Here is a 10,873-nt window from a genome sequence, read left to right as displayed (position 1 = left end):
CGGGCTCGCCCACGGGCGAGCCCGAGCCCTGGCGGCCGCCCGAGGGGCAGCAGCCCGCCTCGGACCTCCCCGCCTGGCAGCCGCCCGCCCCGCAGGGCGGCGCCGAACCGCCCGTGGCACCGGGCGGCGCGGAGCAGCAGGCGGACGCGGGCCCGCGGCCCGGCCGGGTCAGCAGGCAGGAGGCCGGCGTGACCCGCCCACGCCCGCCGACCGTCGCCGAGGCCCGCGCCCGCGACAAGGCGCGCAAACAGGCCGAGGCCGCCGAGCGCGCGGCGGCCGCCGCGGCCGAGGCCAAGAAGCGCACCCGCAAGCGCGTGATGATCGGCGGCGTCGCCGTGGTCGGTGTCGCGGCGCTCGTCGGCGGCGGCTACCTGGCCTACCGGGCGCTCACCGCGCCGGACCAGGTCACCGCCTCCTGCATCCAGGTCGACCAGAACGGCCAGGAGATCGTCGTCCCCGACGACCAGTGCAACAGCGCCAACCCGCGCTTCGTCGGCGACAACAGCGGCGGCCACGGCAACCTGATCATTCTCGGCTGGCCGCAGTACCGTTACTACTACGGCGGAACCACCACGCTCGGCAAGGCGCCCACCGGCGGCACCACCGTCGCCCCGCGCAACGCGACCGTGAAGACCAAGAGCGGCACCACGATCCAGCGCGGCGGCCTCGGCTCGAGCTCGAAGGGCGGGAGCAGTTCCTGATGCGACGCGTACGGACCACCCCGCGGGCGGGGTGGCAGCAGATCGTGGAGAGCCAGGGGCTGGTGTACGGTTCGCCCGGCCGGGACGCGAGCGGTCAGCCGCGGCCCTACTGGGACGAGTCGGTGCACTACGAGTTCTCCATGGACGAGATCCTCGCCCTGGAGGCCGACGTGGAACTGCTGCACTCGATGTGCCTGCACGCCGTCGAGCACGTCGTGCTGACCGAGCGCTTCGCCGATTTCGGCCTGCCCGAATGGAGCTGGGGGCCGATCGCCGAATCCTGGCGGCGCGGCGACCCCTACGTCTACGGTCGCTTCGATCTGCGCTACGACGCGCGGCGCCCGGCCAAGCTCCTCGAGTACAACGCCGACACCCCGACCTCGCTGCTCGAGGCGGGCATCATCCAGTGGCACTGGCTGCAGCAGGTGTACCCGGGTGGCGACCAGTGGAACTCGCTGCACGAGAAGCTGGTCGAGCGCTGGGGCGAGTTCCGCAGCGTGCTGCCCGGCACCGAACTCCACTTCACCTGGTCGGGCGCCGACGCCACCGGCGAGGACAACGTCACCACCGCCTACATGCAGGAGACCGCCGCCGAGGCGGGCTTCGACACCGTCGCCCTGCCCATCGAGGAGATCGGCTTCGACTCCGAGCTGACCCGGTTCGTCGACCTGGCCGAGGCGCCGATGGACGCGGTGTTCAAGCTCTACCCGTGGGAGTGGGTGCTCGACGACGACTTCGGCAAGCAGGTCGTCTCGTCCATCCCCGCGACCGCGTGGATCGAGCCGCTGTGGAAGACGCTGCTGTCGAACAAGGCCATCCTGGCCGTGCTGTGGGAGATGTACCCGGGGCACCCGAATCTGCTTCCGGCGTACCTGGATTCCCCGCACGAGCTGACCGAGTACATCCGCAAGCCGAAACTCGGCCGCGAGGGCGCCAACATGACCATCGTCGGCGCGGGCATGGAGACCGCGACGGGTGGCGTGTACGGCGCGGAGGGCTTCGTCTACCAGCTGCTGGACCCGCTGCCCGACTTCGACGGCATGCGCCCGGTGCTCGGCGCGTGGATGGTCGGTGACGCCGCGGCCGGGCTCGGCATCCGCGAGACCGCCGGGCTCATCACCGACGACGGCTCCGCCTTCGTCCCGCACCGCATCCTCGACTGACCGGACCCGAAAGGACACTCAATGACCGCCCTCGCCCTCGAATCGGGTTTCTGGAGCGCACTCGGTGAAGGCGTCGGCGCCATCATCCTCTACTGCCTCATCGGCCTGGTGCTGATGCTCATCGGCTTCTTCGCCATCGACCTGACCACCCCGGGCAAGCTGCGCGACCTGGTCATCGCGGGCAAGCCGAACGCCATCATCGCCTCGGCCGCCGGCATGATCAGCATGGCCTTCATCGTCGTGTTCTCGGTGATGGCGACCGGCGGGGTCGGCAAGCTCTCGCAGGGACTCATCGCGGCCTCGATCTACGGCCTGGTCGGCATCATCGCCCAGGTGATCTCGGTGCGGGTCATCGAGAAGGTCACCGGCATCGACATCGGCCGGGTGCTGCACGCCGACACCTACAGCCCGCAGGTGCTCGTGGTGGCGGCGGCGCACTTCGCCCTCGGCCTGGTCGTCGCGTTCGCGATCCTCTGACGAAACCGGCGAGGCCCCGCCCGCGGTCAGTGACCGCGGGCGATCCAGTCCGCCAGCGCGGGTTTCTCCGCGCCGATGGTGGTGCCGTCCCCGTGGCCGGTGTGCACGGTCGTCTCCTCCGGGAGCGTGAGCAGCCGGTCGCGGATGGAGTCGATGATGGTGCCGAAGTCGGAGAACGAGCGGCCCGTCGCCCCGGGCCCGCCGGCGAACAGGGTGTCGCCGGTGAGCAGCGCGCCCAGCTCCGGCAGGTACAGGCTCACCGAGCCGGGGGAGTGGCCCGGGGTGTGCAGGATGTCGATGTCGGTGCCCGCCACGGTGATCCGGTCGGTGCCGTCGAGGGAACGGTACCCCGCCTCGGGATGGGTCATCCGCCACAGCGGCTCGTCCGCCGGATGCAGCAGCACCGGCGCGTCGAGGCGCTCGCCCAGCTCGGGCGCGACCGTCACGTGGTCGTTGTGCCCGTGGGTGCACAGCACCGCCGTGACCGTGCGCCCGCCGACCGCGGCCGCGATGGCGTCCGCGTCGTGGGCCGCGTCGACGACGAGCACCTCGTCGTCGTCGCCGATCAGCCAGACGTTGTTGTCGACGTCCCATTCGCCGCCGTCGAGGCGGAAGACGCCCGAGGTGACGACCCGCTCGAGCCGCGCGGTCACCAGACCACCACCGAGCGCAGCACCGCGCCGTCGTGCATCGCGGCGAAGGCCTGCTCGACCCCGTCGAGCGCGATCCGCTCGCTGACGAACTTGTCCAGTGGCAGCCTGCCCTGGCGGTACAGGTCGATCAGCACGGGGAAGTCGCGTTCGGGCAGGCTGTCGCCGTACCAGGACGACTTGAGCGCGCCGCCGTGGGAGAACAGGTCGATCAGCGGCATCTCCAGCGTCATGTCCGGGGTGGGCACGCCGACGAGCACGACGGTGCCCGCCAGGTCGCGGGCGTAGAACGCCTGCTTCCAGGTCTCCGGTCTGCCGACCGCCTCGATGACCACGTCGGCGCCGAAACCGCCGGTGAGTTCCTTGATCCGCTCGACCACGTCCTCGGTGCTCGCGTCCACGGTGTGGGTCGCGCCGAACTCGGTCGCCCACCGCAGTTTCCGCGGGTCCCGGTCGACGGCGACGATGGTCGAGGCCCCGGCCAGCCGGGCGCCCGCGACGGCCGCGTCGCCGACGCCGCCGCAGCCGATGACCGCGACCGTGTCGCCGCGCGAGACCGCGCCGGTGTTGATCGCCGCGCCGATGCCCGCCATCACGCCGCAGCCGAGCAGGCCGGCCACGGCGGGATCGGTCTCCGGATCGACCTTGGTGCACTGGCGCTCGTGGACCAGGGTCTTGTCGGCGAAGGCCCCGATGCCCAGCGCCGGGCTCAGCGCGGTGCCGTCGGTGAGCGTCATCGGGACGCTCGCGTTGTGGCTGTCGAAGCAGTACCACGGGCGGCCGCGGCGGCACGCCCGGCACTCGCCGCAGGTGGCGCGCCAGTTCAGCACGACGAAGTCGCCGGGGGCGACGTGCCCGACCTGATCGCCGACCGTCTCCACCACGCCCGCGGCCTCGTGACCGAGCAGGAAGGGGAACTCGTCGTTGATCCCGCCCTCGCGGTAGTGCAGGTCGGTGTGGCAGACCCCGCAGGCCTGCACCCGGACCACCACGTCGTGCGGGCCGGGGTCGGGGATGACGATGTCGACCAGTTCGACAGGTGCTTTGACGCTGCGAGCGACGATGCCACGCACGATCTCCGGCACGGGACCTCCTGGGGTGTACGGATGTTCGGACACCACTCTAATCGCAGGGGTGGCCCGCGTCCCCGCCGCGGGCTTGACATTACACAGTGGAGGGTGGACCCTGAACAGCATGGACATCGTTCCCGGCACGCGGGCGTCCGACGCCGAGCGCAACGCCGTCGTCACCCTCCTCGGCACCCACCTGTCCGAAGGCAGGCTCGACCTGGCCGAGTACGACCAGCGGGTCGCCCGGGTCTACGCCACCACCACCCGCGACCAGCTGGACCTGGTCCTGGCCGACCTGCCCGAGATCGCCGCCGCGAAACCGGCCGCCGCGCCCGCGCGCGCCGGGTCACGCGTCCCGATCTGGCAGCGCATCGAGGCGGGGTCCTGGCTCGGGGTGTCCGTGATCGTGCTGACGATCTGGGCGCTGGTGTCGCTCAGCGCCGGCGAACTCACCTACTTCTGGCCGATGTGGGTCATCGGGCCGTGGGGTGCGGTGCTGTTGCTGCGCGTGTTCAGCGGCTGGGAATCCGGCGGCAGGCGCCGCGGCCGCTGAGCGCCGCCGCACCGGCGCGACCAGCCCCGACGGTCCCGCGCGGCCCTGATCCGCCGCCGGTCGGCCCGTCCCGCCCCCCGAACGTCCCCGCCTCCCGATAGGATTGCTGGTCACCGCACGCCAGGCGTCGAGTGGACAGCACACGGGAAGGGCTGCCGGTTTGCATCTCAAGAGCCTGACGCTCAAGGGCTTCAAGTCCTTCGCGTCCGCGACGACCCTGCGTTTCGAACCCGGCATCACCTGCGTCGTCGGCCCCAACGGATCGGGCAAGTCCAACGTCGTCGACGCGCTGACCTGGGTCATGGGCGAGCAGGGCGCCAAGGCGCTGCGCGGCGGCAAGATGCAGGACGTCATCTTCGCCGGGACCGCGGGCCGTGCCCCGCTGGGCCGCGCCGAGGTCACCCTCACCATCGACAACTCCGACGGCGCGCTGCCCATCGAGTACTCCGAGGTCTCCATCACCCGGCGCATGTTCCGCGACGGCGCGGGCGAATACGAGATCAACGGCAGCTCGTGCCGGCTCATGGACGTCCAGGAACTGCTGTCGGACTCCGGTATCGGCCGCGAGATGCACGTCATCGTCGGCCAGGGCAGGCTCTCGGCCATCCTCGAGTCCCGCCCCGAGGACCGGCGCGCGTTCGTCGAGGAGGCCGCCGGGGTGCTCAAGCACCGCAGGCGCAAGGAGAAGGCCGTCCGCAAGCTGGACGCCATGCAGGCCAACCTGGCCCGGCTCACCGACCTCACCACCGAACTGCGCCGCCAGCTCAAGCCGCTCGGCCGCCAGGCCGAGGTCGCCCGGCGCGCGGCCACCGTCCAGGCGGACCTGCGCGACGCGCGGCTGCGGCTGGCCGCCGACGACCTGGTCTCCCGGCGCACCGACCTCGAGTCCCAGCTGAGCAAGGAGGCCTACGCCCGCGAACAGCAGATCACCGTGCAGGGCGAGCTCGACGCGGCCAACGCCGTCCTCGCCCAGCAGGAGTTCCAGCTCTCGCGGCTCAACCCGGCCGCCGACGCCGCCGCCCAGACCTGGTTCCAGCTCTCCGCCCTGGCCGAGCGGGTCAACGCGACCATCCGCATCGCGGGCGACCGCGCCCGCCACCTCGACACCGAGACGCCCGTCGGCACCGGCCGCGATCCCGACCAGCTCGAGGCCGAGGCCGACCGCATCGAGGCCGAGGAAGCCGAGCTCCGCGAGGCCGTGGAGATGGCGGCCGAGACACTGGAGGCCGCCCGCGACGCCCTCGCCGAACGCGAGTACGCGGCCAAGGCCGCCGAGCAGGCCCACCTGGCCGCCGTGCGGGCCATCGCCGACCGCAGGGAGGGCCTGGCGCGCCTCTCCGGCAAGGTCGACACCCTGCGCACCCGCGCCCAGTCCGTCGATGCCGAGATCGCGCGCCTGTCGGTCGCCATCGCCGAGGCGCGGCACCGCGGCGAGGCCGCCCAGGCCGAATACGACACCGTGCAGGAGGAACTCGGCGACCTAGACGCGGGCGAGAAGGGCCTCGACGCCGCGCACGAGCACGCCGTGGCGGCCCTGGCGCTGGCCGACGAGCGCGTCACCGAACTGCGCGAACAGGACCGCGAGGCGAGCAAGCGGGTCGCCTCCCTCGGCGCGCGCATCGAGGCACTGGGGATGAACCTGGTCCGCCGGGACGGCGCGGCGTGGCTGGCCGAGCGGGCGGTGAGCGGGCTCGGCGGGCCGCTGTCGGGCCTGCTGCGCGTGCACCCCGGTTTCGAGGCGGCGGTCGCGGCCACCCTCGGCCCGCTGGCCGACGCGGTCACCGCCGCCGACGCCACGGTCGCCCGCGAGGCGGTCCGTGCCCTGCGCGACGGCGACGGCGGCCGGGCCGCCCTGGTCTTCGCCACCGCCGCGGGCGGGCCCGCCCCCGCCGACGCGCTGCCCGACGGCGCGCGGTGGCTGCACGAGGTGCTCGACTGCGACGAGCGGATCGCCGCCGCCGTGCGCGCGGTCACCGGCGGGGTCGCCGTCGTCGCCGATCTGGCCGCCGCCCAGGAACTCTCGGCCCGCCGCCCCGAACTGCGCGTGGTCACCCGCGAGGGCGACCTGGCCGGCGCGGGCTGGGTGCTCGGCGGCTCGGACCGGGTGCCGAGCCAACTCGAGATCCAGGCCGAGATCGACGCCGCGAGCACCGATCTGGCCGAGGCCGCGCGCCGCGCCGAGAGCCTCGAGGCCGCGCTGGCCGGCGCGCTGGAGGAGCAGGCCGACCGCAAGGACGCCGTCGACCACGCGCTGCTGGCCCTGCACGAATCCGACCAGGCGCTGCTGGCCATCTACGACCGGCTGGCCCGCCTCGGCCAGGCCGCGCGCGCCGCCCAGACCGAGAGCGAGCGCCTCACCGCCGCCCGCGCCGAGGCCGAGACCACCCGCGAACAGGCGCTGGCCGACCTCGCCGACCTCGAGGACCGGCTGCGCCACGCCGAGAGCGAACACGACGGCGACGACGACGGGTACGGCGCCGCGGGCACCGAGGCCGCGAGCCGCGAACGCGAGGAGGCCGCCGCCGCGCTCGCCGAGGCCCGCACCATGGAGGTCGAGGCCCGGCTGGCCGTGCGCACCGCCGAGGAACGCGCGGAATCGGTGCGCGGCAAGGCCGAGGGGCTGCGCCGCGCGGCCCGCGCCGAGCGCGAGGCCCGGGCCCGCGCCGAACGCGCCCAGGCCGCGCGCCGTCGCGCCGCCGCCGTCGCGGCGGCCGTCGCCGAATCCGGCGCGCGGGTCGCCGGCGAGCTCGACCACGTCGTCACCCGGGCGGCGGCCCGCCGCGACGAGCTCGTGCGCCGCCGCGGCGAGTGCGCCGCCCAGCTCGACCAGGTCCGGGAACGGGTCCGCGCCCTGGGCACCCAGCTGGCCCAGCTCACCGACGCGGTGCACCGCGACGAGGTCGCCAAGGCCCAGGCCGCGCTGCGCATCGAACAGCTCGAGGCCACGATCGCCGAGCAGTTCGGGATCGCGCTGCCCGACCTGATCGCCGAGTACGGCCCCGACGTGCCGCTGCCGCCCTCGGCGCTGGAGCTGCAGGAGTACGAGGCGGCCCGCGAGCGCGGCGAGCAGGTGACCGCGCCCCAGCCCATGCCGTACGACCGGGCCACCCAGGAGCGCCGGGCCAAACGCGCCGAGAAGGACCTCGCCACCCTCGGCAAGGTCAATCCCCTCGCCCTGGAGGAGTTCGCCGCGCTCGAGGAGCGCTACACCTTCCTGGCCACCCAGCTCGAGGACGTCAAGGCCGCCCGCAAGGACCTGCTCGACGTCGTCGCCGAGGTCGACGCGCGCATCCTGCAGGTCTTCACCGAGGCCTACGCCGACGTCGAGCGCGAATTCGTGCAGGTCTTCGGCAAGCTGTTCCCCGGCGGCGAGGGCAGGCTGGTGCTGACCGACCCGTCGGACATGCTCACCACCGGCATCGAGGTCGAGGCCCGCCCGCCGGGCAAGAAGGTCAAGCGGCTGTCGCTGCTCTCCGGCGGCGAGAAGTCCCTGACCGCGGTCGCGCTGCTGGTCAGCATCTTCCGCGCCCGGCCCTCGCCGTTCTACGTGATGGACGAGGTCGAGGCCGCGCTCGACGACACCAACCTGCGCCGCCTCATCGGGCTGTTCGAGCAGCTGCGGGAGAAGAGCCAGCTCATCGTCATCACCCACCAGAAGCCGACCATGGAGATCGCCGACGCGCTCTACGGCGTCAGCATGCGCGGCGACGGCATCACGCAGGTGATCTCGCAGCGGTTGCGCGGGGAGAACGTGGCCCCGGCGCCCGCCTAGACGGTCGCGCTCTCGGCCAGGCGGGCGGCGATCGGCGCGGCGCCCCCGGTGGCCAGCCACGTGTCGAGGGACCGCAGGCCGGGGTGGATCACGCGCAGGGCCTCGAGGTCGGCGTGCCAGCCCGGGCCCGAGCGCATCAGGTGCCACACCGAGACCAGGTGCTCGCCGAGCGCGGCGGCCTCGCGCTCGTCCAGTTCCCGATAGCGCACCGGCGTCCCGGTGTGCGCGGCGATCAGCGCGGCCGCCGCGACCGGGGTCAGCGCGTCGCCCGCCAGCTCGAGGACGCGGCCGTGGAAGCGGTCGGGATCGGCGAAGGCCAGCGCGGCGAACACGGCGATGTCGTCCACCGCGATCATCTGGACCGGGCGGTCGGCGGGGAACATGTGCCGGTGCTCGCCGTCGTGCAGCCCGTCGACCGGGCTGGTGCGCAACAGGTAGTTCTCCATGAAGCGCACCGGGCGCAGGAGGGTGTAGCGCAGGCCGGACGCCGCCACCGCCGCCTCGATCCGCTGTTTGCCCTCCTGCCCCCAGCTGTGCGCCGGGCCCAGTGTGGCGACGCCGGTGAAGACGATCTGGTCCAGGTTCGCCCGGCGCGCCGCGTCGACGGCGCGCACGCCCCGGTCGCCTTCGAGCCGGTGATCCCAGCCCGCCGCACCGTAGTCCACCGGCGGGATCAGGAACAGCGCGCGGGCGCCCGCGGCGGCCGCGTCCAGGCTGCCGGGCTCGTCGAGGTCGCCGCGGACGAGTTCGGCGCCTGCCGCGGCCAGCGCGGCCGCCGCCGGGGCGTCCGGATCGCGGACCAGCGCGCGCACCGGCACGCCGTCGGCGAGCAGCCGACGCGCGGTGGCTCCGCCCTGCTTGCCCGTGGCGCCGGTGACGAGGATCGGTCGATTCGACATGGCCGGGTTCTCCGTTTCGTGGATGATGTAATCGGGTCGGACGACCCGGTACGGCCGACGGTACGGCGCTGCGGGACAACCCATCCAGGGCCGGGAAGACAGGGGCGTGACGAAATGGACCACGGCACACGGGCGGACGCGCGGCGCAACAGGACGCTGGTGCTCGCGGCCGCGCGGGCCGCGATGGCCGAACACGGCACGTCGGTGTCCCTGGCCGAGGTGGCCCGGCGGGCCGGGGTCGGCGCGGGGACGGTCTACCGGCACTTCCCGACCAAGACCGATCTCCTCGAGGCCGTCATGCAGCAGCGCGTCGACCACCTCGCCGCCCTGGCCGCGCGCTACCGCGACACCGCCGATCCCGGCGCGGCCTTCTTCGCGCTGTGCACGGAGATCGTGGTGTCGGCGCCGGTCAACCAGGACGTCTGCGATTTCGTGCAGTCCGACGACGGGTGGCCGCGCGCCCTGCTGCGCGGCGCGGGCGCCCGCTTCCACGACGCGCTGGGCGGGCTGCTCGCCGCCGCGCAGCGTCAGGGCGCCGTGCGCGCCGACGTGACCCTGGCCGACGTGCTCGACCTGTTCGGCGGCTGCGTCACCATCCAGCGGCGGGCGCGGGGGAGCGGGCGGCTGCTGCCCGCCGCGGCGCTGGTGCTCGACGCCCTGCGGGCCGAGCGGGCGGGCGTGACGGAATCCGGTCCGGCGGTCGCCGCGAATCGTGATGAAACGCGTGACGGAACGGCCCCGTGCCCGGTGTGCGCGGCGCCCGTTGCCCGCCGCGGCGCGGGTCGGCCCGCCCGGTACTGCTCGCCGGCCTGCCGGCAGAAGGCGCACCGGCGGCGGCTGGCCGCCACCGGCGCGCGCGGGTGACCGCGCGCCGCTTCCGTGCGGAAACGCCGGTGGCGCGCGGGACACGTTGCTACCGTGACCGAGCATGAAACGTGTTTCAGTTCTGGCGCTGGGCGCGGCCGCCCTGCTCGCGAGCGTCGCGCCCGCCGCCGCGGCGGACACCGGCTCCTCCTCGCTGTCCGGCGGCGGCTCGAGCGGCGGGTCGTCCTCGCTGTCGGGCAACGGCGGCGCGAAGCCGAGCTATCAGCAGTGGATCGCCGACGTCACCGCGGTGACCGCGGAAGCGGGCACCTACCTCGCGGGCAGGCTCCCCACCGCCACCCGCCCGGCCATCGTCTTCGACATCGACAACACCACCCTCGAGACCACCTACCATCCCGGCCTGCTGCAGCCGGCGATCCCGCCCGTGCTGGCGCTGGCGCGGTGGGCGAAGGAGAACGGCGCGGCACTGATCTTCGTGACCGGCCGGCCCGCCCTGGCCGGGCCCTACACACGCGTCGACCTCGAAGCCGCCGGATATCCCGTCGACGGGCTCTACGGCAGCCCGATCACCACCCTGTCCGCGGGCGCGGCCGGGCTGCAGGAGTACAAGACCGCCAGCCGCATCGATATCGAGCGGCAGGGGTACACGATCGTCGCCAACATCGGCAACAGCGCCTCGGACCTGGCCGGCGGCCACGCCGAGCGGACCTTCAAACTGCCCGACTACGACGGCGCGCTGAACTGAGGCCCGCCGCCCCGGCCG

Annotated in this window: 10 protein-coding genes; 7 read left to right on the top strand and 3 right to left on the bottom strand. The window is 73.7% G+C overall.

Features of this window, described 5'->3' with window-relative positions:
* From ON36_RS18705 to ON36_RS18695, 3 genes are all read left to right on the top strand, one after another.
* A partial coding sequence (locus ON36_RS18705) for a hypothetical protein (protein WP_052314117.1) occupies positions 1-701 on the top strand: 701 nt, incomplete at its 5' end.
* Complete coding sequence (locus ON36_RS18700) at positions 701-1,864, top strand: glutathionylspermidine synthase family protein (protein ID WP_043655061.1); 1,164 nt, start codon at positions 701-703, stop codon at positions 1,862-1,864. The genes ON36_RS18705 and ON36_RS18700, both read left to right, overlap by 1 nt.
* Before the next feature lie 21 nt (positions 1,865-1,885).
* Positions 1,886-2,341, top strand: coding sequence for a DUF350 domain-containing protein (locus ON36_RS18695; RefSeq protein ID WP_043655059.1), 456 nt, complete (start codon positions 1,886-1,888; stop codon positions 2,339-2,341).
* 26 nt (positions 2,342-2,367) lie between these two features.
* Here ON36_RS18695 and ON36_RS18690 read toward each other — a convergent pair whose 3' ends face one another.
* A complete protein-coding gene (locus ON36_RS18690) occupies positions 2,368-2,994 on the bottom strand; it encodes an MBL fold metallo-hydrolase (RefSeq protein WP_043655057.1) in 627 nt (208 codons plus the stop codon).
* Complete coding sequence (locus ON36_RS18685; RefSeq protein ID WP_043655054.1) at positions 2,991-4,076, bottom strand: S-(hydroxymethyl)mycothiol dehydrogenase; 1,086 nt, start codon at positions 4,074-4,076, stop codon at positions 2,991-2,993. Before ON36_RS18685 ends, ON36_RS18690 begins: the two co-directional genes overlap by 4 nt.
* Positions 4,077-4,185: 109 nt before the next feature.
* Between ON36_RS18685 and ON36_RS18680 the strand changes: the two genes are divergently transcribed.
* The gene (locus ON36_RS18680) at positions 4,186-4,614 is read left to right on the top strand and encodes a DUF1707 SHOCT-like domain-containing protein (RefSeq protein WP_043655052.1); all 429 of its coding nucleotides are present in this window, start codon (positions 4,186-4,188) and stop codon (positions 4,612-4,614) included.
* Between the two features lie 160 nt (positions 4,615-4,774).
* Positions 4,775-8,386, top strand: a complete 3,612-nt coding sequence (smc, locus tag ON36_RS18675) for a chromosome segregation protein SMC (RefSeq protein ID WP_043655050.1) — start codon at positions 4,775-4,777, stop codon at positions 8,384-8,386.
* Here the strand turns inward: smc and ON36_RS18670 are convergent.
* The gene (locus tag ON36_RS18670; protein WP_083885226.1) at positions 8,383-9,285 is read right to left on the bottom strand and encodes an NmrA family NAD(P)-binding protein; all 903 of its coding nucleotides are present in this window, start codon (positions 9,283-9,285) and stop codon (positions 8,383-8,385) included. The genes smc and ON36_RS18670 overlap by 4 nt on opposite strands.
* Before the next feature lie 114 nt (positions 9,286-9,399).
* On the opposite strand from ON36_RS18670, the gene ON36_RS18665 reads away from it, so the two are divergent.
* Positions 9,400-10,149, top strand: a complete 750-nt coding sequence (locus tag ON36_RS18665; RefSeq protein WP_043655047.1) for a TetR/AcrR family transcriptional regulator — start codon at positions 9,400-9,402, stop codon at positions 10,147-10,149.
* A gap of 64 nt (positions 10,150-10,213) precedes the next feature.
* Positions 10,214-10,855: an HAD family acid phosphatase gene (locus tag ON36_RS18660; RefSeq protein ID WP_052314116.1), complete on the top strand. Its 642-nt coding sequence runs from the start codon at positions 10,214-10,216 to the stop codon at positions 10,853-10,855.
* Positions 10,856-10,873: the final 18 nt, after the last annotated feature.

Source organism: Nocardia thailandica NBRC 100428, assembly GCF_000308795.1.
In the GTDB taxonomy this organism is placed as follows: Bacteria; Actinomycetota; Actinomycetes; order Mycobacteriales; family Mycobacteriaceae; genus Nocardia; species Nocardia thailandica.
Note: the sequence above shows the minus strand (reverse complement) of the source record. Positions and strands in the feature narration are given on the sequence as shown.

Coding starts and splice junctions, on each gene's coding strand:
- ON36_RS18700 (WP_043655061.1), top strand. CDS start 701: ATGCGACGCGTACGGACCACCCCGCGGGCGGGGTGGCAGCAGATCGTG.
- ON36_RS18695 (WP_043655059.1), top strand. CDS start 1,886: ATGACCGCCCTCGCCCTCGAATCGGGTTTCTGGAGCGCACTCGGTGAA.
- ON36_RS18680 (WP_043655052.1), top strand. CDS start 4,186: ATGGACATCGTTCCCGGCACGCGGGCGTCCGACGCCGAGCGCAACGCC.
- ON36_RS18670 (WP_083885226.1), bottom strand. CDS start 9,285: ATGTCGAATCGACCGATCCTCGTCACCGGCGCCACGGGCAAGCAGGGC.
- ON36_RS18665 (WP_043655047.1), top strand. CDS start 9,400: ATGGACCACGGCACACGGGCGGACGCGCGGCGCAACAGGACGCTGGTG.
- ON36_RS18660 (WP_052314116.1), top strand. CDS start 10,214: ATGAAACGTGTTTCAGTTCTGGCGCTGGGCGCGGCCGCCCTGCTCGCG.